At 62.7% G+C, this 20,890-nt stretch carries 20 protein-coding genes and 1 pseudogene; 7 read left to right on the top strand and 14 right to left on the bottom strand.

Translation table 11 applies throughout. The features are described from left to right. Positions 1-179 precede the first annotated feature (179 nt). Positions 180-1,049: an undecaprenyl-diphosphate phosphatase gene (locus tag U367_RS0129325; protein WP_028619745.1), complete on the top strand. Its 870-nt coding sequence runs from the start codon at positions 180-182 to the stop codon at positions 1,047-1,049. Positions 1,050-1,139: 90 nt separating this feature from the next. On the opposite strand, the gene U367_RS0129320 is transcribed toward U367_RS0129325, so the two are convergent. The 5 genes from U367_RS0129320 to U367_RS0129300 form a co-directional block, all read right to left on the bottom strand. Further along, positions 1,140-2,096: a Dyp-type peroxidase gene (locus U367_RS0129320; protein ID WP_028619744.1), complete on the bottom strand. Its 957-nt coding sequence runs from the start codon at positions 2,094-2,096 to the stop codon at positions 1,140-1,142. A gap of 50 nt (positions 2,097-2,146) precedes the next feature. Further along, the gene (locus tag U367_RS0129315) at positions 2,147-2,965 is read right to left on the bottom strand and encodes a sugar phosphate isomerase/epimerase family protein (protein ID WP_028619743.1); all 819 of its coding nucleotides are present in this window, start codon (positions 2,963-2,965) and stop codon (positions 2,147-2,149) included. Position 2,966: 1 nt separating this feature from the next. Continuing rightward, positions 2,967-4,166, bottom strand: coding sequence for an NAD(P)/FAD-dependent oxidoreductase (locus U367_RS0129310; protein ID WP_028619742.1), 1,200 nt, complete (start codon positions 4,164-4,166; stop codon positions 2,967-2,969). A gap of 2 nt (positions 4,167-4,168) precedes the next feature. Beyond that, positions 4,169-4,489, bottom strand: a complete 321-nt coding sequence (locus tag U367_RS0129305) for a MocE family 2Fe-2S type ferredoxin (protein WP_028619741.1) — start codon at positions 4,487-4,489, stop codon at positions 4,169-4,171. Positions 4,490-4,625: 136 nt separating this feature from the next. Then, positions 4,626-5,711, bottom strand: coding sequence for a fatty acid desaturase family protein (locus U367_RS0129300; RefSeq protein ID WP_028619740.1), 1,086 nt, complete (start codon positions 5,709-5,711; stop codon positions 4,626-4,628). A gap of 163 nt (positions 5,712-5,874) precedes the next feature. On the opposite strand from U367_RS0129300, the gene U367_RS0129295 reads away from it, so the two are divergent. Beyond that, positions 5,875-6,924, top strand: a complete 1,050-nt coding sequence (locus tag U367_RS0129295) for a LacI family DNA-binding transcriptional regulator (protein ID WP_028619739.1) — start codon at positions 5,875-5,877, stop codon at positions 6,922-6,924. 37 nt (positions 6,925-6,961) lie between these two features. Here the strand turns inward: U367_RS0129295 and U367_RS0129290 are convergent, their stop codons facing one another. Next, positions 6,962-8,926, bottom strand: coding sequence for a sigma-54 interaction domain-containing protein (locus tag U367_RS0129290; RefSeq protein WP_028619738.1), 1,965 nt, complete (start codon positions 8,924-8,926; stop codon positions 6,962-6,964). Positions 8,927-9,110: 184 nt separating this feature from the next. Here U367_RS0129290 and U367_RS0129285 point away from each other — a divergent pair, with 184 nt between their 5' ends. Genes U367_RS0129285 through U367_RS0129275 form a run of 3 tightly spaced genes read left to right on the top strand, consistent with a single transcriptional unit; the run spans position 9,111 to position 11,837 of the window. Beyond that, positions 9,111-10,115, top strand: coding sequence for a Gfo/Idh/MocA family oxidoreductase (locus U367_RS0129285; protein WP_028619737.1), 1,005 nt, complete (start codon positions 9,111-9,113; stop codon positions 10,113-10,115). Next, entirely contained in the window at positions 10,112-10,891 is a 780-nt protein-coding gene (locus U367_RS0129280) for a TIM barrel protein (protein WP_028619736.1), read from the top strand. The genes U367_RS0129285 and U367_RS0129280 overlap by 4 nt, the downstream gene beginning before the upstream one ends. A gap of 19 nt (positions 10,892-10,910) precedes the next feature. After that, positions 10,911-11,837, top strand: coding sequence for a sugar ABC transporter substrate-binding protein (locus tag U367_RS0129275; protein WP_028619735.1), 927 nt, complete (start codon positions 10,911-10,913; stop codon positions 11,835-11,837). Positions 11,838-11,968: 131 nt separating this feature from the next. On the opposite strand, the gene yghU is transcribed toward U367_RS0129275, so the two are convergent. The 3 genes and pseudogenes from yghU to U367_RS0129255 form a co-directional block, all read right to left on the bottom strand. Beyond that, entirely contained in the window at positions 11,969-12,802 is an 834-nt protein-coding gene (gene yghU, locus U367_RS0129270) for a glutathione-dependent disulfide-bond oxidoreductase (protein ID WP_028619734.1), read from the bottom strand. A gap of 44 nt (positions 12,803-12,846) precedes the next feature. Next, positions 12,847-13,229: pseudogene (locus tag U367_RS1000000131410) on the bottom strand (agmatine deiminase family protein); the annotation flags it as partial. A gap of 50 nt (positions 13,230-13,279) precedes the next feature. After that, positions 13,280-14,506, bottom strand: a complete 1,227-nt coding sequence (locus U367_RS0129255) for an MFS transporter (protein WP_028619732.1) — start codon at positions 14,504-14,506, stop codon at positions 13,280-13,282. A 65-nt stretch (positions 14,507-14,571) separates the two neighbouring features. Between U367_RS0129255 and U367_RS0129250 the strand changes: the two genes are divergently transcribed. Continuing rightward, complete coding sequence (locus U367_RS0129250; protein ID WP_236318357.1) at positions 14,572-15,570, top strand: AraC family transcriptional regulator; 999 nt, start codon at positions 14,572-14,574, stop codon at positions 15,568-15,570. A gap of 37 nt (positions 15,571-15,607) precedes the next feature. Here U367_RS0129250 and U367_RS0129245 read toward each other — a convergent pair whose 3' ends face one another. The 3 genes from U367_RS0129245 to U367_RS0129235 are packed head-to-tail and all read right to left on the bottom strand — an operon-like array spanning position 15,608 to position 18,101. Further along, positions 15,608-16,267 carry a class I SAM-dependent DNA methyltransferase gene (locus U367_RS0129245; protein ID WP_032864611.1) on the bottom strand — a complete coding sequence of 220 codons (660 nt, stop codon included), beginning with the start codon at positions 16,265-16,267 and terminating at the stop codon, positions 15,608-15,610. A gap of 38 nt (positions 16,268-16,305) precedes the next feature. Next, complete coding sequence (locus U367_RS0129240; RefSeq protein WP_161634138.1) at positions 16,306-17,127, bottom strand: pyrroline-5-carboxylate reductase family protein; 822 nt, start codon at positions 17,125-17,127, stop codon at positions 16,306-16,308. Between the two features lie 35 nt (positions 17,128-17,162). Then, the gene (locus U367_RS0129235; RefSeq protein WP_028619728.1) at positions 17,163-18,101 is read right to left on the bottom strand and encodes a DMT family transporter; all 939 of its coding nucleotides are present in this window, start codon (positions 18,099-18,101) and stop codon (positions 17,163-17,165) included. Between the two features lie 95 nt (positions 18,102-18,196). Here U367_RS0129235 and U367_RS0129230 point away from each other — a divergent pair, with 95 nt between their 5' ends. Continuing rightward, complete coding sequence (locus tag U367_RS0129230) at positions 18,197-19,165, top strand: LysR family transcriptional regulator (protein WP_028619727.1); 969 nt, start codon at positions 18,197-18,199, stop codon at positions 19,163-19,165. Here U367_RS0129230 and U367_RS0129225 read toward each other — a convergent pair. Next, positions 19,150-19,944, bottom strand: a complete 795-nt coding sequence (locus U367_RS0129225; protein WP_028619726.1) for an SDR family oxidoreductase — start codon at positions 19,942-19,944, stop codon at positions 19,150-19,152. The genes U367_RS0129230 and U367_RS0129225 overlap by 16 nt on opposite strands. Positions 19,945-19,960: 16 nt before the next feature. Next, positions 19,961-20,860: a LysR substrate-binding domain-containing protein gene (locus U367_RS0129220; protein WP_028619725.1), complete on the bottom strand. Its 900-nt coding sequence runs from the start codon at positions 20,858-20,860 to the stop codon at positions 19,961-19,963. Between the last annotated feature and the right edge of the window lie 30 nt (positions 20,861-20,890).

Below are 20,890 nucleotides of genomic sequence, written 5' to 3'. Positions count from 1 at the left end.
GAGACTCTCGGTGAAAAAACACAGGGCGCCATTGTTCACAAAACCGGTGGGCAGGCCAAGAGAGCGGCCAACCTTTCTACTTGCTGAACCGATTGCAAATAGGTGTTGCCTCTACCAAAACCTTGAAACATTTCGAATAAACTCCGCGAAATTGCCGCTCTCTTTCGAGGACACGTATTTTGACAAACGCCTGTACCGCCGGCCTGGACGTGGGTTTTGCCTCCCTGGACTACCTGCAAATCTTCATCCTGGGCGTGATCCAGGGCATTACCGAGCTGCTGCCGGTGTCGTCCACCGCCCATATGCGCGTAGTACCCGCCCTGCTCGGCTGGCAGGACCCCGGTTCAGCATTCTCCGCGGCGATGCAGTTGGCGGCGCTGGCGGCAGTGGTCAGTTACTTCTGGCGAGATGTGCGCCAGGTGACCACCGGCAGCATCGACGCCGTGCGCAGGGGTGACTACAACGATCGCTGGTTCAAGCTGGCGGTGGCGATTGTGCTGGCGACCATCCCCATCGGCATCGCCGGCCTGGCGCTGTCTTCGACCCTGAACGCGTGCAACTCGCCGTTGCGCGGGTTGATGGTGATCGGTATTTCCTGCGTGGTGATGGCCGTGCTGCTGGCGGTGGCCGAAGTGCGCGCACGCCACACCCGCGAGGTGAGCGAGATGCGCCTGCGGGATGCGTTGATCGTTGGCGTTGCGCAGATTGGTGCGCTGATTCCAGGGGTTTCGCGTTCCGGTTCTACGTTGACCGCCGCACTGTTCCTCAACTTCAAGCGTGAGGAAGCCGCACGATTCTCCTTCCTGCTCGGCTTGCCCGCCATCGCCCTCGCTGGCTTGAAGGAACTGTGGGTGCTGCTGCACGCCGACATGCCCGCCCATGCCTGGCCGCATTTGCTGTTCGGCCTGGTGGTCGCGAGCATCTCGGCGTTTTTTGCGATCTGGGGCCTGATGAAGTTCCTGGAGCGGTTCTCCACCTGGCCGTTCGTGATCTATCGCGCGTTGCTGGGGATTTTCCTGATCGTAGCCGTCAGCACCGGCTTACTGTAGGAGCGAGCTTGCTCGCGAAGAATGCACAGGCGCCGCAGCAAACCCGCAAGCCCGCGTTATCATTGACGACCTTCGCGAGCAAGCTCGCTCCTACAGTTTGCGCTCGGCCAGTTCTTCCAACAGATCGGCCGAAGGCACGAAAAACAGGCCGCCGGTGACCGCCGTGCTGAAATCCAGCAGGCGGTCATAGTTGCCGACCGGACGGCCGACGAACATGTTTTCCAGCATCAACTCCAGAGGCTCCGGCGAACGTGCATAGCCGATAAAATAGGTGCCGAACTCACCGGCGCCAGGGCGGCCGAAAGGCATGTTGTCGCGCAGGATCTTTACTTCATCGCCGTTCTTGTCGGTGATGACTGTCAGCGCACTGTGGGAATTGCTTGGTTTGGTCTCTTCGTCCAATTCAATATCCGACAGCTTGGTCCGCCCGATCACCTTCTCCTGGGCCTCCACCGTCAGGCTGTTCCAGGCTGTCATGTTGTGCAGGTACTTCTGCACCAGCACGTAGCTGCCGCCGCGAAATTCGCTGTCCTCATCACCGACAATGGTGAACCCTTCGGCCTTGCGCCCCACCGGGTTCTCGGTGCCGTCGACAAAGCCGATGATGCTGCGCATGTCGAAATAGCGGAAACCCTGGACCTCATCCACCACCTTGACGCTGTCGCCCAGGGCCGCCATCACGTGGGTGGCCAGTTCAAAGCACAAGTCCATCTGTTCGGCGCGGATATGCAGCAGGATATCCCCCGGTGTCGACACGGCTTTGCGCCCTTCCACGCCGAATTCACGGAACGGATGCAGCGCTGCCGGGCGCGGTGCGCCGAACAGCCGGTCCCACGCGTCCGAGCCAAACCCGCAGACGCAGGTCAGATTGCCCGCCGGCACGCGCTTGCCCACCGAACGCACCAAGCCGGCGATGTCCGCGCACCAGCCACGCACCGTGTCTTCACTGCCGGGGGCAACGGTGGCAACCATGAAAATCGCGCTGCTGGTGATGGGATGGCAGACGGACTGCGGCTCAAGGGGCGGCTGAACGGAGGATGGTGTCATGGTGATAGTCCAGGCTAAGGGGCGAAATTCAACCCGCGCAGATTAGCAGATCATGCCTGACAGCTCTCCCACACGTCGCGAATCAGCGCCTGCATCTTCAGCGCTTCGGCCCAGCGATCGCTGATTTCGCGGCCGTCCGCACCGGTAATCGCATAGGGCGGCGGCCCCAGTTCGCAGGTAAAGGACAGGCTCTGTGACATGTCGGGCCGGGCCAACCAGTCTTCGATCCCGTAGCGCCACCACTGGGTAAAACGCTGTACCCAGGCTTGGTGTTGGGGGAAGTCCAGGGAGACCTGCACCTGTTCGCTGCTGGCGACACGGCCGTGGAACCCCCAGCTGTGGCGCAAAATCGTGCGGATATGGTCGTCGTCTTCAGGCGCGCCGGGCTCAGGCAGTTCACGCCCGACCACGTAGTGGGACAGGTCGGCCAGCAGTTTCAAATCCGGCATTTGCGCCAGCAGATCGAGGGTGAACAGCAGGTCGTTGGTGAGGCGATAACGGTGGGTTTCCAGCAACACCGGAAAGTCCACCTGCTCGGCCAGGCGTTGCCAGCCTTCGATCAACCGGGCCGCCTCGGATTGAGTGCGCGGGCGTACGTCGGCTTGCAGGGTGAGGTGGTGGCAGCCATAGCGGCTGATCACATCCAGCGCCGCGGCCAGGTCATCCACCGATTGCGGGAACAATTGGCCCTCGATCTGCAAGCCTCTTGAGCTAGCCGCCGCGTGCAAACGCGCGACGTCAGCAGGCTGCCAGTAATGATCGGTAATGCCGTCAAAACCGGCGGCCTGGATACGGTCGAGTTGGGCGTCAAGGGCGCCAGGTTCGGTTTGCATCGCCCACAGGGATTGGAACACCAGGAATTGGCGCATATCAGCCTCGCAGCAGGGGTTTGAGGGACAGCTCGGGGTTGGCCAGGCTGGCGGGATCAAGAGGGATCCGGGCGCTGATCAGGCGCTCGCAAAGCTTGATGTCCTTGGCCACGCTGTTGCCCGGCGCCCAACCACAGGCGCCTTGTAAACGATGATCGGCATCGAGGTAAAACAGCAACAGGCCGCCGCTCGGTAATGGGCGGTTGACCACTGTCGGTGTGATTACGCCCACGGTCTGCAAACCCCAGTCGAACTGATCGGACCAGAAACCGGGCAGCGCCTCGAACGGCACTTCGCGCCCCAGCAGATTCAGCGCCGCATGCCGGCCCTGGGCTTCGGCATTGCGCCAGGTTTCCTGGCGCTGATAGAGACCGTCGAGGCGAAACTCACACACATCACCAGCGGCATAGATGTTCGGCGCGCTGGTACGCAGGCACGCATCAACACGAATGCCCTGGCCCACCTCCAGCCCTGCTGCCGCCGCCAGTTCGATGTTGGGTTGCATGCCGATGCCGACCACGACGAGGTCGCAGGGCAAGCGTTGCCCTTCTACCAACAGCACGGCATCGGCCTGGATTGACTCCAGCGCCACATTCAAACGCACCTCCACACCGTGCTCGCGGTGCAGATCCAGCAGCGCCTGGGAGATTACCGGCGGCAGCACACGCCCCGCCAGGCGCGGCCCGGCTTCCAACACCGTCACTTCACAGCCCAGGCCACGGGCCGTCGCCGCCACTTCCAGGCCGATAAAACCACCACCCACCACCACCAATCGCGTGCCGGGGCGTAAAGCACTGCGCAAGGCCAGCGCTTCATCATGGGTTCGTAGGTAAAGCACATTGGCCTGTTCCTGGGGCAATCGCCGCGCCCGGCCGCCGGTGGCCAATAGCAGACCAGCGTAAGGCAGCCACTGGCCGTCGGCGAGTTGCAGCCGATCTGGCTGCCGCTCCAGTCGAGTCACCGGGTTACCCGCGATGTGCTCGATGCCCAGCTCGGCCAGTCGCGCGCTGTCGCACAAGCTGTATCCGGCCAGATCCGCCGTGCCTTGCAACAGGCCTTTGGACAACGGCGGGCGCTCATAGGGCAAGTGCACTTCATCACCAATCAGGATCAGGCGGCCGGTATAACCTTCTTCGCGCAGGGTCAGCGCCGCCCGGCCACCGGCATGACCGGCCCCGACGATAATCAACGGAGCGTTCATCATCAGGCCGTGACAGCGAGCAACACCCGCCCCGCTTCGACCCGCACCGGGTAGGTCTTGAGGTTGACGCACACCGGCGCGCCGAGGGCCTTGCCCGTACGATAATCAAAACGCCCGTTGTGCTTGGGGCACTCGATCACGTGGTCCATCACCAGGCCGTCGGCCAGGTGGATTTTCTCGTGGGTGCACAGGCCGGCGGTGGCGAAGAATTCATTCTCGGCCGAGCGGTACAGCGCGTAGGTGTGCGGGCCGTGGTCGAAGCGCAGCACGTCTTCTTCGTCTATTTCGCCCACGGCGCAGACGTCGATCCATTGATCGTTCATGGTGTTTCTCTCCAATTACCTGGCGACTTTCCCACCTTGTGGTGAGCGAGCTTGTCGAACCGTCGCACCGTCACGCTGGGCTGCGAAGCAGCCCCAAAATCGGCGGCACAGTTTTGTCTGAAAGAACGCGGTGGATTTACTGGGGCTGCTGCGCACCCCAGCGCGAGCAAGCTCGCTCACTACAGTGGGTCGGGCGCTGGATGAAGTAGCTCGGATCGCGGCGCTGCTTCCAGATCGTCGGCAGGATTTCCTTGTACGCCTCGAACAGGTTGGCGTACGGCGGCGGGCAGTCGCTGCGGATCTCTTCGTGCAGTTGCGCCAGGGCGTGGTACGGCACCATCGGGTACATGTGGTGTTCGAGGTGGTAGTTCATGTCCATGTAGATAAAGCGCAGCACGCGGTTCATGTAGATGGTGCGGCAGTTGCTGCGGTGGTCCAGCACGTCTTCCGCCAGGCCGACGTGCTGGGTAAGGCCGAAGATATAGCCGAGCCAGGCACCGTAGAGGCTCGGCAGACCAATCAGCATCAGCGGTAGCCAGCTGTGCAGGTACAACGCGGTGCCAATCACCACCGCATAAATACCGACCCAGATCCGTGCCGCGCGAAACACCTTGGGCCATTCGGATTCGGGGATGAAGTCGGCTTCTTGGGCGCTCATCTTGCCAATGACATGCCGCGCCACACCGCTGAAGGTTTTCCAGGCCAGGGGCAGGTTGAACAGGCTCAAGAACATCATCAAAAAGCTTGGCGGACGCGGCTCGACGATCTCCGGGTCGCGGCCGACCACGATGGTGTCGGTGTGGTGACGGGCATGGCTCCAGCGCCACACGTGGGGTTCGAAGATGCACATGAAGCTGGCGACCTGATACAGCCCGTCGTTCATCCAGCGGGTCTTGAACGCGGTGCCGTGGCCGGTTTCGTGCCAACGCGGATTGGATGCAGTGCCGTAGAGCACGCCATAGGCGAGGAAAAACGGCACACAGGCCCAGGTGCCCCAGAACCAGTAGCCACCAAAACCGGTGACCAACAGTGCGAGCACCCAGATGGCCGTGTCGAGCAAGGCCGGGCCGTCGCGGCGCTGCATCAGTTCTTTCATGCGTTTGCGCGAGATGGGCGACTGGTACCAACTGGCCGAGACCAGGCCCTTTTCAGCCGCGCGGGCGGCTTCGGGGCCGGTGAGGCTGTAATCGCGCCGGGCGGTGTGAGCGGTGTGTTCAGGCATTGTTATTGTTCTCCGCAAGCGGGTGGTTTCAGGTGCTGTGTGAAACCCACCTTAGAGAACCAATCTTTCACCCTCAATGCCTTGAATCCATTCCCTATCAAGCTATCATCCAGGCCCAGCGGGGCTTGATAGTTTTCTATCAAGACGCTCAAAGGGGCCTGTCATGAACAACAATAAACGCCCAACCATCGCCACCGTCGCCGCCCAGGCGGGGCTCAGCGTGGCCACCGTCGACCGCGTGTTGAACGCACGTGCGCCGGTCAATCCCGAGACCGCCGAGCAGGTGTTCCAGGCGGCCGAAGCCGTGGGGTATTTCGCGGCGCGGTTGATCGGCCAGCGCATTCGCGAACGCCGGCCGACCTATCGTTTCGGCATCCTGTTGCTGGCCACCGCCCAGGCGTTCTATGCCAGCCTGGCGCAAGCCATCAACGCCGCCGCCGAACAGCATGCCGGTGCCAACCTGACGTGCCAGTTCGAGTACATCGTCGATCGCACGCCCAGCGCCATTGTCGCGCAGATCGAACAACTGGCCGTGCAATGCGACGGCCTCGCGGTGGTCAGCTTTGCCCATCCGCTGATCAACGCCTGCCTCAAGCAGATCCGCGAAGCCGGTGTCCCCGTGGTTGCCCTGCTCTCGGATATCCACGAACAGGCCGAAGAACCCTACGTCGGCCAGGACAACCATGTGGTCGGCCGCACCATGGGCTGGCTGCTCGCCCGCACCTGCGGCGCTCGCAAAGGCAGCGTGGGCATCCTGCTCGGCGGCCATCGGTTTCTCGGCCACCAGGCGCGGGTCGAAGGCCTGCACAGCTACCTGGCCGAGCACGCGCCGGGGCTCAAACCGTTGGAACCGCTGATCAACCTGGACAACTGCGACATCACCGAAGAAGCCACCCTCGACCTGATCAGCCGCCACAGCGACCTGCGCGGATTATGCGTGGTGGGCGGCGGCGGCGACGGCATCATCAGCGCCTTGGCGCAGCTGCCCAAGCGGCCGGCGTTGTGTTGCATCCTGCAGGAGTCGACCGCGCTGTCACGTCAGGCACTGGGCCAGGGGTTGATCGATGTGGTGATGGATTCGCAACCGGGGCAGACGGCGACGGCGTTGGTGCGGTTGATGGTGGAGTTGCAGAGTGCAGAGGGGTTCGATCCGGTGCGGCAGCGGGTGTATGTGCCACCGCAGATTGTGACGTCGGAAAATAGGGGCAGCTGACGCACAAATCAACCTGTAGGCGCCGGCTTGCCGGCGCCTACAGAGATTTGCGGAAATCTGCAGCACTCAAGCCGAACCGACTCATCTTGTTGTACAGCCCACCCCGCGACACGTTGAGCTGCCGCGCAGCCAGACGAATGTTACCGCCGGTGCTGTTGAGCGCGGCGACGATGGCGTGCATTTCGTGGCTGCTCAGGTCCTGGGCGGGCGGCGCTTCGTGGGCGCGCAGCGGGGTGCGTTGGCGGCTTTCCAGCGGCAGATCAACCGGTTCGATCAGTTCTCCCATCGCCAGGTTGGTCGCCCGTTCGATGCTGTTTTCCAGCTCGCGCACGTTGCCCGGCCAGCCGTAGGCCGACAGCAGCGCCATCGCCTCCGGCGAAAAGCCCTGCACCGATTTACGCAACGAGCGCGCGCAGCGGGCGAGAAAATGCTGCGCCAGCAGCGCAATGTCTTCACGGCGCATGCGCAGCGGTGGCACGGTCAGGTTCAGCACGTTGAGGCGGTAGTAGAGGTCTTCACGAAACGCGCCTTCCGCGACCGCCTGGCTGAGGTTGCGGTGGGTGGCGGCGATGATGCGCACGTTCACTTGCCGCGAGTTTTTCGCGCCCACGCGGGTGATTTCACCCTCCTGCAACACCCGCAGCAGGCTGACCTGGGCATCGAAGGACATGTCACCAATCTCATCGAGAAAGATGGTACCGCCATCCGCCAGTTCGAACTTGCCCGCCGAGCCGCCACGGCTGGCGCCGGTGAACGCGCCTTCGACGTGGCCGAACAGCTCGCTTTGCACCAGGTCTCGTGGAATCGCGCCGCAGTTGACCGCCACAAACGGGCCGTTGCAGCGCTCGCTGCCATTGTGGATGGCCTGGGCGAACAGCTCCTTGCCGGTGCCGCTTTCGCCAAGGATCAGGGTGGTGGAGTCGCTGCGGCTGGCGATGCGTCCAAGGTGCAGCGCGTCCTGGATCGCTCGCGAGCTGCCCTGGATGGTGTCGAAGGTGTAGCTGGCCTGGGTGCCGATGATGCGTCGGGTGATTTCGCGAATGCGGCGGTTTTCGCGCAGTGACACGATCACACCGCCCTGCTCCAGCGGGCACACCGAGACCAGGCAGGCGAGTTGGCTGCGGTTGTGCAGGAGGAAGGTGCAGTCGAGGTCGCGTACGGGTGCGCCAAGGGCGTCACTCAGTTCGCTACGGCCCAGTTGCTGGAACGGCTGCCCGATCAGCTCCAGCCCGACGCCAAACAGCTGCCGGGCATAGCGGTTGAGCGCCTTGATGCAGCCGCGTTCGTCCAGCACCACCAGGCCTTCGTTGAGCACTTCGAGGACAGTCTGCTGTTCTTCCAACAGCCCTTGCAGGGCCATCTGCCGCGATACCGCGTCGGCTGCGGCCTGCACCGTGCCGAGGGTATGGAAGTGAAACCAGCCGGGCTCGGCGGTCAGCGTCAGCATGGCCACGGTCTGGCCCTGGGCATTCTTGATCGGCGCGGCGGCGCAATGCATACGGCGCTGACGCAGGCCGATGCCGAAGTTCTCCTCAGCCAGCACGTACACCAGGTGATCCTCGGCCAGCGCCAGGCCGGTGCAGTTGGTGCCTTGCACCGATTCCAGCAGACGACTGCCCACCGGAGTGATGTCCAGCCCACAGAAATACAGGGTGGTACCGTCGGCATCGGTGAGGTTGATATGGCCGCGCGGGTTGTAGGCCAGCAAGCCATGCATGACCTGCGCAGCCGCCTCGATCAGCACGCGGTGGGTGGCCTGGGTGGCGGCCAGCGTGTGGGCGCCAACGAAGCGGTACGTATTGTCGGCCGGGTCGATACCGGCCTGGACGCTGCGCCGCCAAGAATCCCAGATCACTTGGCGCACGTGCGTCGGGCGGTCGACCTGGCCGGCCAGGCAGTCGCGCCAAGCCTGTTCCAGTGCGACAACCGGGCCATCATTCAGCGCGGCAGGCCCCAGGGCCGTGAGGTAGTCGAGGTCTTGCACGCTGAACGCCATGCTCATTGGGCGGTATCCATGTTCATGTTTTTGACATGTCAGTATAGGCATGTCATCAAAATGAACACTTTTTGTTTATAGATAATTATTAATCGTTATTTATCAACACGTTAAAAAATGGCACAAGCTTTGCTCTCACCCCTTTGCCATCAGGAGCGTCCTGCGGCCAATAACAACAAGGGGTTATTTCATGAGTACACAGAACATCCGCCTGGGCTTGATCGGTGCCGGCCGCATGGGCAGCTTCCACGGCCTGACCGCCGCGCGGCATATCCCCGGTGCCAGCCTGGCAGCGATTGCCGACCCAACGCCAGGCCAGGCCGCCCGCCTCGCCGCTGAACTGGGCGTGAGCAAGGTCTACACCGACCCGCAGCAGTTGCTCGACGACCCGGACATCGACGGGGTGCTGATCGCCGCCCCCGCCCGCAGCCACGCAGAGCTGGTGATCAGCGCCGCCCGCGCCGGCAAGGGCATCTTCTGCGAAAAACCCATGGCCATCACCCTCGAGGAAGCCGACCGCGCTATCGCTGCTGCGGCCGATGCGCGAGTGCCGCTGCAAGTCGGGTTCAACCGGCGCTTCGCCAAGAGCTTTCGCACCGCGCACCTCGATGTCGCCGCCGGCCGCATCGGCACCCCGCAGTTGCTGCGCTCGCTGACCCGCGACCCGGCACTGAACAACCCGGCCAAGTCGCCGCAATGGGTGATCTTCCTGGAAACCCTGATCCACGACTTCGACACCCTGCGCTACCTCAACCCTGGCGCGGAGGCGGTGCAGGTCTACGTGATGGCCGACGCATTGATCGCGCCCGAATACAAAAGCAAAGGCTTCCTCGACACCGCCGCGGTCGCGATCCGCTTCGACAACGGCGCCATCGCCACCGCCGAGGCCAACTTCCAGGCTGTGTATGGCTACGACGTGCGCGGCGAAGTGTTCGGCAGCGCCGGCATGCTCAGCATGGGCAGCCTCAACGATTCCGACCTGGTGCGCTACCTGGCCCAGGGCATCCAGGCCGACACCCAGCGCCTGGACACCGACCTGTTGCGCGACGCCTATATCGCCGAGCTCAACCACTTCGTCGACTGCCTGCGCAGCGGCGCCAAGCCCCTGGCCAGCGGCGAAGACGCGCGTGCGGCATTGGCGATTGCCCGCGCCTGCATCGAGTCATTCGAAACCGGCAAGGCGGTGGCCGTATGAGCCCCTTCAAGCTGGCTGTCAGCGCGGAGATGGTGTTTCTCGACCTGCCCTTTGTCGAGCGCGTACAGCGCATTCATGCGCTGGGCTTCAGTGCCGAAATCTGGAACTGGACAGACAAGGACATCGCCGCCCTGGTCGCTACCGGCGCCGACTTCACCTCCATGACCGGCTACATCAGCGGTACCCTCACCGACCCCGGCGGTATCCGCCAACTGCTCGACAGCGCCCGCGAATCCTTAGGGGTCGCCGAACGACTGAATTGCCCCAGCCTCAACCTGCACGGCACCGGCCTGGGTGACGGCGGCCTGCCCGTACAACCGGTGAGCCAGACCACCGGACGCATGTGGCTGAGCGCATGCAAGACCCTGGAAAAAATCGCCCGCTTGGGGGAAGACGCCGGTCGTGTGTTCCTGCTGGAAAACCTCAACACGGCAGTTGACCACCCTGGCACCCCCTTCGCCCGCGCCGACGATACCCTGGCGCTGATCGAGGCCGTGGGCAGCCCGTACCTGAAGATGAATTTGGACCTGTACCACGCGCAGATCTGCGAAGGAAATTTGATCGAACTGATCCAGCGCGCCGGCAGCGCCATCGGTGAAATCCAAGTGGCCGATGTACCAGGTCGCAAGGAGCCTGGCACCGGTGAAATCCACTACCCGGCCATTGCCAAAGCCTTGCACGCCATAGGCTACAGCGGCGTGGTCGGCCTGGAAGGCTGGGCCAGCGGCGACAGCGAGCTGGCCCTGGCGCGTTTCCGCCAGGCGTTCACCCTATAACAATAAAAGGATCACCCTTATGAATCGCTATTCGTTGTTTGCTGCCACCTTGTTGCTGCTGTTCAGCCAATGGACCTTCGCGGCTTATCGCATCGGCGTGAGCATTGCCCGGGTCGACGACAACTTCATGACCTACGTGCGCACCGGCCTGGAAGCGGCCGCCAAGCAGCAGGATGTGCAGATCCAGTTCGAAGACGCCCAGGGCGACGTGGTGCGCCAGCTTAATCAGGTCGAAGGCTTCCTCAACCAGAAGGTCGACGCGGTGATCGTACTGCCGGTGGACACCGCCGCCACCGCCAACATGACCCGTGCTGCCGTGGCGGCCAAGACGCCGCTGGTGTACGTCAACCGTCACCCGGACGAACGCACCCTGCCCAAGGGCGTGGTCACCGTGGCCTCCAACGACATCGAGGCCGGGCAGTTGCAGATGCGCTACCTGGCGGAAAAACTCGGCGGCAAGGGCAATGTGGCGATCATCATGGGCGACCTTGCGCAGAACGCCACCCATGACCGCACCGAGGGCGCCAAACAGGTGCTCAAGGAGTTTCCCGGTATCAAGATGGTCGAGCAGCAAAGCGCCGAATGGCAACGCAGCAAGGGCATGGACCTGACCAGCAACTGGCTGCTGGCAGGCACGCAGTTCGATGCCATCGTAGCCAACAACGATGAAATGGCGATTGGCGCGGCCATGGCTTTGCAGCAGGCGGGAAAAACCAAGGGTGAAGTGGCGATTGTGGGTATCGATGGCTTGCCCGATGGGCTGGCAGCGATCAAGCGGGGGTTGCTGACGGCGTCGGTATTCCAGGACCCGAAAGCCCAGGCGACCCAGGCCGTGCAGGCGGCGGTGCGAATGATCAAGGGCGAGGCGATTGAGTCGGAAGTGTGGGTGCCGTTTGAACTGATCAAGCCGGAGCAGGTGGCAGTGTTTGAGCAGCGCTACAAGTAGAGTGAAATACACAAATCCAAATGTGGGAGCGGGCTTGCTCGCGATTGCGGTGGATCAGCCAATGAATCTGTTGACTGACACTCCGCATTCGCGAGCAAGCCCGCTCCCACCTTTCTTACCGCGTCAGGCCTTTAGTCCAGGTCGCTGGCGTCATGCCGCTCGGCCAATTGCTCATGGGGCTCACCGGACACCCGATTCACCCGCCGGCCGCGCTGCACCGCCGGCCGCGCTTCGATCGCGTCTGCCCAGCGCAATACGTGCTTGTACTCATGCACCGACAGGAACTCCGCCGCGCCATACAAGCGACCTTTGACCAGCCCGCCATACCACGGCCAGATGGCGATATCGGCGATGGTGTATTCATCTCCCGCGATGTATTCGCTCACTGCCAGGCGCTGGTCGAGCACGTCCAGCTGACGCTTGGTTTCCATGGCGAAGCGGTTGATCGCGTACTCCATCTTGCTCGGCGCATAGGCATAAAAATGCCCGAACCCACCGCCCAGATACGGCGCGCTGCCCATCTGCCAGAACAGCCACGACAGGCATTCGGCACGGGCCGCAGGCTCGGTGGGGAAGAACGCACCGAACTTCTCGGCCAGGTACTGCAGGATCGCCCCCGACTCGAATACGCGAATCGGCGTGGCGCCGCTGCGATCCAACAGCGCCGGAATCTTGGAGTTCGGATTCACCCCCACAAAGCCGCTGCCGAACTGGTCGCCGTCGCCGATCTTGATCAGCCAGGCGTCATATTCCGCACCGCTGTGACCCAGCGCCAGCAACTCCTCCAGCAGGATCGTGACTTTCTGGCCATTAGGCGTGGCCAGGGAATACAGCTGCAGCGGGTGCTTGCCTACCGGCAGTTCCTGGTCATGGGTCGCACCGGCAATCGGGCGGTTGATGCTGGCGAAGGTGCCGCCATTTTCGGCGTCCCAGGTCCACACTTTCGGGGGTACGTAATCGGTCATGCTGACGGCTCCAGAGGCGTTTGCGATCGGCGAAGCGCTCCAGACTAAACCAAAGGTTGATGGCTCGTCACACAGTGAATGCCACCACCTTGCGGTCCGGGTAGAGCCGGGCCAGCAGGTCCAGTGCCTTGCGGTCCGCTACCGGGTCGCCAAACTTTGAAGCGATCACCGCACCGTTTATCACGAAGTAATTGATGTAGCCCGCCGCAAAATCCGGATTGCCCTTGCTGAGTTCGGCCTCGACCTCGGCCTTGCTCCAGTCCGGGTTACGGTTGCGATTGATCTAGCTGCTTTCGGTCATGATACCGGTGCCCAGGCCGTCAACCTCAATCCCGCCGCCCTCGCCCACCCGTTCGCTGCGAACAGGCCGGGCGCTGGTTTCCTCGGCGATCTGGGCCGCCAGCAGCGCATCCTCGTCGTGCTGCTTGTTGGGGATTGGTTTGGTCAGCCAGTTGCTGCCCCACCTGGACACCTAGCTCACAGGTGCAGCGCCACGCCCATGCCTGCCTCGGTGCGTGGCACCTGTACCCGCAGCGCAATCAACAAGGCAGCCAACAGCATCAGTACACCCGCGCCCAGAAACACCCCGCTGATGCCACTGAGACTGAACATCGCGCCTCCTCCGGCCGCGCCCGCTGCAATGGCGGACTGCACCGAAGCCACGACCATGCCACCGGCACTCTCAGCCTGGTCCGGCACGGCGCGGGCCACCCAGTTCGACCATGCCACGGGCACCCCGCCAAAGGCCATGCCCCACAGCGCCAGCAGCAACGCCTGGCCTGGGAGAGAGACTGGCAGCAACACCAGGGCCAGCGCCGCGACGCCCACTAATACCGGCATCAGTACCAAGGTGCCACGTGGATAACGCACCAGCATCCAACCGGCCAGCAGCGTGCCGACGAAGTTGGCTGCGCCGAACCCCAGCAGCATCAACGCCAACCCTTCTGTCCCCACCCCCGTGGTGCTTTCCAGGAAGGGTCGGATGTAGGTGAACAGCGCAAAGTGCCCGGTGTGAACCAGCACGCAGCCAAACATGCCGATGGCGATGCCTGGACGCAGCAGCACATCCAGTACCGTGCGCAAGCGTGCAGTCCCCGAGGGCGCCAGGCGGGGCAGCGTGAACAGTTGGAACGCCAGCGTCACTGCACCGACGGCGGCGGCGGCAACGAACGCACTGCGCCAGCCATACAGACCACCGAGGTAGCTGCCCAGCGGCACAGCAACCACCGTGCCCACCGCAATACCACTGAAGATGATCGACAGCGCGCGGGGCAGCAGCGCCGCTGGCACCAGGCGCATCGCCACGGCGGCGGCCATGCTCCAGAAACCGCCCAGGGCAACGCCCAGCAGGATACGCATCAGCAGTAATACCGCCAGGCTTGAAGAGAACGCCACCAACAGGTTTGACGCAATCATCAGCAGGGAGAAACCCAGTAGCACCACGCGTCGGTCGATCCCACGCGTGAGGCCGGGCACCAGCAGCCCGGCAAACAACGCCACCACTGCCGTCACCGTCACGGCTTGGCCGGCCAGCGCCTCGGACACTCCCAGGTCCATCGCCATTGGCGTCAACAAGCTTGCCGGCAGGTATTCCGCCGTCAACAAGCCGAATACCCCCATGGCCAGGGAAAACACCGCCATCCAGGCGGGCGCATCGGGCTCAACTTGGGCAGAGTGAGCGGCTTGGGCTACACAATCATTCATCACACGACATCCTCGGAAAATTAGCGCGACGGCCAGTCTAGGTTCGCCCATCCGGATGATCTATGATGCAGACCCTTGAGTTTTTGACCAAAACCCCGAACATGACAACAGTCGCCCCTTTCAATCAGTCCTCCGGCCTTATCGACGAGCTGCTGCGCGGCATGCGCCTGAGCGGGGTGCAGTACCGACGCATCCAGGCCGGACCGAGCTTCGGCATGGGCTTTGAGGCCAAACCCGGACACGCCTACTTCCACTTCCTGGCCGCAGGGACGGCCACCCTGCGAACCGACGACGGCGGCCTGTTTGAGTTATCGGCGGGCAATGCGGTGTTCATCTCCCACGGCGGCGCCCATGCGCTGTCCTCCGATGCGGACAGGCCTGTGCAGGACATCGATGGCTTTGGCGCGACCGCGTTGGGCGATACCGTCTGCGCCGTGGATGCGTCCCCCGATACGCCCCCCTGCACCTTGCTGTTCAGCGCCTGCATGGCGTTCGAACTCGGCAGTCTCCAGGGGCTCGGCAGTCTGATGCCGGCCTTGATGCTGATCGATGCCCAGGGCCAGCGGTACCCCGGCCTGATGCCGATCCTGGCGGTGATGGAGCGTGAAGTGTCTGCTGCCCGCATCGGCTACTCCGGCATCCTCGCGCGCCTGGCCGATGTGGTCGCCGCCATGATCGTGCGGGGCTGGGTGGAATGTGCCTGCGGTAATGCATCAGGATTGGTGGCGGCGCTGCGCGACACGCGACTGGCCGGTGCCCTGCTCGTCCTGCATCAGGACCCGGGTCGCGATTGGAGCGTGGCCGAATTGGCGGCGCATTGTCATGCTTCCCGTTCGGTGTTCGCCGAGCGCTTCCAGGCCACCCTGGGCATCCCGCCCCTGCGCTACGTGACGGAGTTGCGCATGCGCCTGGCCAGCCAGTGGCTGACCCTGGAGCGATTGCCTATCGAAGAAGTGGCGCTGCGCCTGGGCTATACCTCCCAGGCAGCGTTCAGCCGTGCGTTCAAGCGTATTACCGGCCATCCGCCGGGGGCCAGCCGCCAGCGCAGCCGGAGCCCGGCATGAACGAGCGCCTCGAAGACATCCTGGCCGACGCCGGCGTTCAGGTGGTTTTTTCGAGGACCCAATAATCGGCGGTGTCGACGTTGATATAGTTACCGCGCTCGATACGCATGACCACACGCACCTTGCCGTCCTCGGCCAAACGCTCGACGTACTCGACAAAAGGTTCATGGTCCAGGTAACTCTGGCGCGTACTGACAATCAGGTAGCCAGAACTGCGCGCGACACGCAGCAGTTCGTCCAGTGCGGTGACGGCCACATGTCCGTCGATGAACACGCCGCAACAGACCACCAGGTCATAGCGATCATCCGCGATGGCAGGGTTGCGCACGTTCAAGTCGACATCAGCCGTAAGCTGACTGTATGCGTTGGTCTTGCGTGCCTGCTCGACCATGCCGGCGGACAGGTCGACGCCATCGATCTCGCCGTAGCCGATCCCGGCCAGTTGCTCTCCCACCAACCCGGTACCACACCCGGCATCGAGAATCCGCGCACTGTGTGGCCGCCCCGATTTGACCAACGCGTGGGCCACCACATCCAGCAATTTTGCACAAACCCAGTGACCGACATACTTCTCACCAAAAGCGGTGTCTACGTAGCCTTGCGCCCATTCATCGTAGAAGGCCCGCAGCACCTCCTTTTCACCATTGAGCCGGTGGGATGCGGTCACCAATGCACTTTCCTCTGCCGTGTGTTTCATTGTCGATCCTCGATTGATGTCACGTGGGGAAATAAGCCTCAGCCCGCAAGCCGTTGGCTGCGCGCAATACCGGCGCGGAAACAGTCGGACAACGTCAAGCCTTCGCCTACGGCGTCCAGCAATGCTTCCGTCACGCCACCTGGCGTGGTGGCGCTGTGCAGGTAGTCGCGCCGGGCACGGTCATCCAGCCCCCGGGGCCTTACGGCGTTGGCCCACGCAATCACCTTGCCCCAGGGCGGCAGGTTGCACGCTGTGGCGCCCCTGGCAATGGCTTCCTGGGACACCTTGACGGCCAGGCTCTCGCAGTAGGTCAAAACAATCGGCAGGCAGGGGCCATAGACGGTAAAGGCGTCGAATTCAGCTTCCGATGGCAGGTTGATCAGTTCGATTCCCAGCCGGCGCAGCAACCCATCAACCAGGGCCGAATCGGCGCCATAACGCGCGCCGATGGCACAGGCGCCAGCAATCGTATCCGGTGCGCTGACCATGACACGGACGATCTGGGGAGGCGGCTGGAACAGGGACTTGATGCGCTCAACCGGCAAACCAGCGATAAACGAGACCAGCACAGTGCCGCTCTTGAGCTGCAGCCCGCTCAACGCCCGGTAGTCCTGAGGCCTTACGGTCAGCAGGATCAACTGCGACTCATCGACGACTCGCCGGTTGTCGGCATATCGGTCTTCCAGCCCGGCCTTCTTGAGCCTGCCCCGCGCAGCGCTGGAATGCCGATTGCTGAGCAACAGGTTGGCCCTGGGTAAGCCGGCGGCAATCAGCCCTTGGGCCAGGGCGACCCCCAAGTGGCCCGAGCCGACAATGCCGATGCGGGTGGACAACACTGTCTTGCAGTCATTCATATCCATAGCGACTTGACCCTTGACCGTTGGAAACAGCGGCATCACGCCTCGGATACCAGGCGCGAAGTCGCTCCTGCGCGGCGCACGCTCAGGACCTCCAGCACGCTCACACCCAGGATGCCAATCAGGACCAGCAGGGCTCCGCACACGAACCACAGGTCCAACGCATCGTTGAGGACCACCACCCCCAGTGCCACGCCTGCCACCGGCGTCAACAGCTGCAGCACGGACAGGCGTGACGCAAGGTATTTGGTCAGCAGCCAATACCAGCCCAGGAAGGTCCCCAGGACCAGAACCAGGGTCTGGAAGGTCAGGTTCGCGACCACCGCACCGTCGATTTCAAAGGTGGAGTGGCCCATGAAAAAGGTCAGCGGAAAGATCAACAGCGTCGCGATACTCACCTGGTAAAACAGGGTTTTCTCCGGTCGCGCACTGGCGAGCGTCGACGTACGCACTGCAATGGTGGTGGCCCCCCAAGCGGCTCCGGACAGCAGCCCGAGCCCATCCCCCAGCAGCGTGTTGCCTTGGGCACCGTCGCCCCGCCCCATGAAGGTAATGACGATGCCAAGGAATGCCAGCACCACGAAACACCATTGGCTGCCACTGAGACGTTCCTCCTCGCGCAGGAAATGCAGGCCGAAACTCGCAAACAAGGGGCCGGTGTACAGAAACACGGTGATATGGCTGGCACTGCTGTAGCGCAAGCCTTCAGCGATGAAGATCGATTCCAGAGCTACCAGGATTCCGACCACGATACCCGCGCCGACGGTGTTATCGCTGAACAGCCCGGCACCCTGGCGATACCACAGGTAACCCCCCAGGATCAGCGCGGAAATGGCATATCGAATTGTCAATTGCATCAGCGGATCGAGCTGCGGCGCGGCCAGTTTGATCAATACCTGCTGCCCTCCCCATAACAGGCACAGGACCATCATCGTGGACACGGAAAAGACATCGAGGGATTTGCGTGTGTCGAGCATCGTCATAGACCTTGAGCCACGGCATTGAAAAACATAGGTTCAAGGCTATGCGCATCACCTCTGGCAAGTAATCGATTTTTTGCTAAGGTGCTTGCATGAAACTCAACCTGGAAAAACCTCACCGCCTCCCTTCCCTCAGCGCCTTGCGTGCGTTCGAAGCCGCCTCACGCTGCCGCACGCTCACCGAAGCCGCCCAGGAGTTGTGCGTGACCGTGGGCGCAGTGAGCCGGCAGATCCGCCAATTGGAGGATGACCTGGGGCTGAGCCTCTTTCATCGCACCGCTAACGGCGTAACCCTCAATGAGTCGGGGCAGCGCCTGGCCCGTGACGTGTCCAAGGCCTTCTCGCTGCTGCTCAAGGCCACTCAGGACATGCGCCCGCAGACCGGTGCCAGCATCGTGTTGACTTGCACGGTATCCATCACCAGTCACTGGTTGAGCAAGCGGTTGCCGGCCATCACCGCGTATGCTGGCGGTAACCTTGCATTGACGATCGACCCGAGTTCCGAAGTGCGCAACCTCGACCATGGCGATGCCGATCTGGCGATTCGCTACTGCCCGCGCGAACTTGTGTTGAGCCATTCGGCGTTGCTGCTGCAGGACCGCTACTTCCCCGTTTGCAGCCCTGCCTACCTGAACAGCCTTGGGCCTGTCGACGAACCGCTGGACCTGGTGGGTGCGCGGCTGGTCCAGTCACCCTGGTACCACGACGATCGCTTGGGCAATGCCACTTGGGACGACTGGTTCACGGCGATTGCCAAGTGCGATACGCAGACGACGGCAGCGCTTTCCTTCAGCGGTGTGGGCTATGCCATGCATGAAGTGGCGCAGAACGGCGGGGTAATGATCGGCAGTTCTGCGCTGCTGCAAGACGAATTGGCCGACGGGCGCCTGGTAGCCGTGTTCGGCGACCGCCATCAACTCACCTCCCCCTACGAATACAGGCTGGTCTGGACGCAATCGGCACACCAGTCGCATGATCAGCAGTACCTGATCAATGGCCTGCTGCGCGCCGCCGGACAACCTTCGGCCTTTGCGCCGGGTAGGGTCTACGCCCCGGGATAGGCCCCACCGTCCATATTGATGACCGCCCCCGACAAATAGGATGCTCTTGGACTGGCCAGGAACAACGCCAGATCGGCCACTTCCCCCGCGCGGGCAAACCTGCCCATCGGGATCGATGCCTGCTGTCGCGCCAGGGTCTGCTCAAGGCTTTCGCCGCTGCGTTGAGCCATGCGTTCCAGGGTCGCCTGGGTACGGGGCGTCAGGGTAAACCCAGGGTTGATCACGTTGATACGGATGCCTTGGCAGCCATAAGCCTGCGCCAACCCCTGTGACGTGAGGATCAACGCTGCATTGGCTGCACCGCCGGCGAGATGCTCGGGCATTGCCACCCGGCCACCGATGCCGACGATATTGACCACCGCCCGCAGCGACGGCTGCGCCTGGCCAAGAAAATGGGCAAGCACCGCATGCTGGGTGTTGATGTAAGGGCAGAACTTGGCGCTGAACGCCTCCAAGTAATGGGCCGGAGTAAGTTGACTCACCGGGTGTCTCGCAGCGGCACCGGCACTGTTGACCAGCACGTTGATGGCGCCATGGCGCGCGCTGATTGCGTCAATGACCGCTTGAGCCTGATCGGCGTCTGACAGGTCGCCGGCAAAAGGATGCACGTGCAGGCCCGCTTCCTCGCACACGCGTTGCGCCTGCTCAAGCCGCTGATGTGACCTCGAAACAATTGCCACCCGCGCGCCTTCGGCGGCGAAAGCCTGGGCGCAGGCCAGGCCAATGCCTGAGCTACCGCCCGCGACCACTACCAGGCGTTGTTGCAAAAACAGATCCATTCGGGCGGGGCCTCCTTCAGGCGTTTTTTCTCAGCTGGTCAAGATAACGCTCCACTTCCCCGGACAGCCAATGGGAGAATTCGCGCTGCTTGTCTTCCGAACTTTCCCTGGGTGGCCACACCAGCCAATACGGATAGGCATAGGGCGCACTCACATCGCACAACTGGACCAACTCTCCGCGCTCGATAGCGTCATGCACCAGACTGCGCCGCTCCAGCGTGATGCCCTGCCCCAGGCGGACCGCCTCCAAGACCAGATTGGAGTCGTTGCTGCACAACCCCTTGCGTTCGTTGCCCATTTCAACACCCGCGGCCTCGCACCAGGGCAACCATGATTCAGTGTTGTAGATGATCTCGCTGTCGATGACCTCTTGCGGTGTTTGCGGCAGGCGCCCGCTATTGAAGTGGGGGGCGGCGACGACGACGACTTCATCGTGGAACAACAGCTTCTGCTCGACCCCTTCCCAATCCCCCTTGCCCATACGGATACCGATATCCACCGATTCCTGATGCAAGTTGGAGATGGTCAAGCTGGCTTGCAGACGAATGCTGATATGAGGGTAAAGCTGCTGAAAACGTGGTAGGCGCGGTAACAGCCAGGACCGGCCAAACGACGGCAATACCGCCACCACCAACTCCCCCATCTTGGGCTGTGCCTGGATCAATCGCGTGGCTTCGGCGATATCGCCCAAGGCTTTTCGGATCTGCAACGCGTACAGCCGCCCATCCTCGCTGACACGCAAGCCCCGCCCTTCACGCACGAACAGGGTCAAGCCGACAATCTCTTCCAGCACCTTGATCTGCTGGCTGATGGCTGAATGGGTAACGTGCAATTCCTTGGCTGCCAGGGTGACGCTCCCCAACCTGGAAGTGGCTTCAAAACTGCGCAGGCAGGTCAACGGGGGGAATGCACTCATGTAAGCTAAACTAACCTATTGTGGTAAAAA

Origin of the sequence: Pseudomonas canadensis, from assembly GCF_000503215.1 — a bacterium.
In the GTDB taxonomy this organism is placed as follows: Bacteria; Pseudomonadota; Gammaproteobacteria; order Pseudomonadales; family Pseudomonadaceae; genus Aquipseudomonas; species Aquipseudomonas canadensis.
The sequence above is the reverse complement of the archived record's forward strand: the minus strand, read 5'-3'. Positions and strand labels throughout refer to the sequence as shown.

Excerpts from the sequence above, each read along its gene's own strand:
- U367_RS0129235 (WP_028619728.1), bottom strand. The coding sequence starts at position 18,101 with ATGCTCGACACACGCAAATCCCTCGATGTCTTTTCCGTGTCCACGATG.
- U367_RS0129285 (WP_028619737.1), top strand. The coding sequence starts at position 9,111 with ATGAGTACACAGAACATCCGCCTGGGCTTGATCGGTGCCGGCCGCATG.
- yghU (WP_028619734.1), bottom strand. The coding sequence starts at position 12,802 with ATGACCGATTACGTACCCCCGAAAGTGTGGACCTGGGACGCCGAAAAT.
- U367_RS0129245 (WP_032864611.1), bottom strand. The coding sequence starts at position 16,267 with ATGAAACACACGGCAGAGGAAAGTGCATTGGTGACCGCATCCCACCGG.
- U367_RS0129300 (WP_028619740.1), bottom strand. The coding sequence starts at position 5,711 with ATGCCTGAACACACCGCTCACACCGCCCGGCGCGATTACAGCCTCACC.
- U367_RS0129320 (WP_028619744.1), bottom strand. The coding sequence starts at position 2,096 with ATGACACCATCCTCCGTTCAGCCGCCCCTTGAGCCGCAGTCCGTCTGC.
- U367_RS0129295 (WP_028619739.1), top strand. The coding sequence starts at position 5,875 with ATGAACAACAATAAACGCCCAACCATCGCCACCGTCGCCGCCCAGGCG.
- U367_RS0129230 (WP_028619727.1), top strand. The coding sequence starts at position 18,197 with ATGAAACTCAACCTGGAAAAACCTCACCGCCTCCCTTCCCTCAGCGCC.
- U367_RS0129275 (WP_028619735.1), top strand. The coding sequence starts at position 10,911 with ATGAATCGCTATTCGTTGTTTGCTGCCACCTTGTTGCTGCTGTTCAGC.
- U367_RS0129315 (WP_028619743.1), bottom strand. The coding sequence starts at position 2,965 with ATGCGCCAATTCCTGGTGTTCCAATCCCTGTGGGCGATGCAAACCGAA.
- U367_RS0129240 (WP_161634138.1), bottom strand. The coding sequence starts at position 17,127 with ATGGATATGAATGACTGCAAGACAGTGTTGTCCACCCGCATCGGCATT.
- U367_RS0129220 (WP_028619725.1), bottom strand. The coding sequence starts at position 20,860 with ATGAGTGCATTCCCCCCGTTGACCTGCCTGCGCAGTTTTGAAGCCACT.
- U367_RS0129290 (WP_028619738.1), bottom strand. The coding sequence starts at position 8,926 with ATGAGCATGGCGTTCAGCGTGCAAGACCTCGACTACCTCACGGCCCTG.
- U367_RS0129280 (WP_028619736.1), top strand. The coding sequence starts at position 10,112 with ATGAGCCCCTTCAAGCTGGCTGTCAGCGCGGAGATGGTGTTTCTCGAC.
- U367_RS0129255 (WP_028619732.1), bottom strand. The coding sequence starts at position 14,506 with ATGAATGATTGTGTAGCCCAAGCCGCTCACTCTGCCCAAGTTGAGCCC.
- U367_RS0129225 (WP_028619726.1), bottom strand. The coding sequence starts at position 19,944 with ATGGATCTGTTTTTGCAACAACGCCTGGTAGTGGTCGCGGGCGGTAGC.
- U367_RS0129250 (WP_236318357.1), top strand. The coding sequence starts at position 14,572 with ATGCAGACCCTTGAGTTTTTGACCAAAACCCCGAACATGACAACAGTC.
- U367_RS0129310 (WP_028619742.1), bottom strand. The coding sequence starts at position 4,166 with ATGAACGCTCCGTTGATTATCGTCGGGGCCGGTCATGCCGGTGGCCGG.
- U367_RS0129305 (WP_028619741.1), bottom strand. The coding sequence starts at position 4,489 with ATGAACGATCAATGGATCGACGTCTGCGCCGTGGGCGAAATAGACGAA.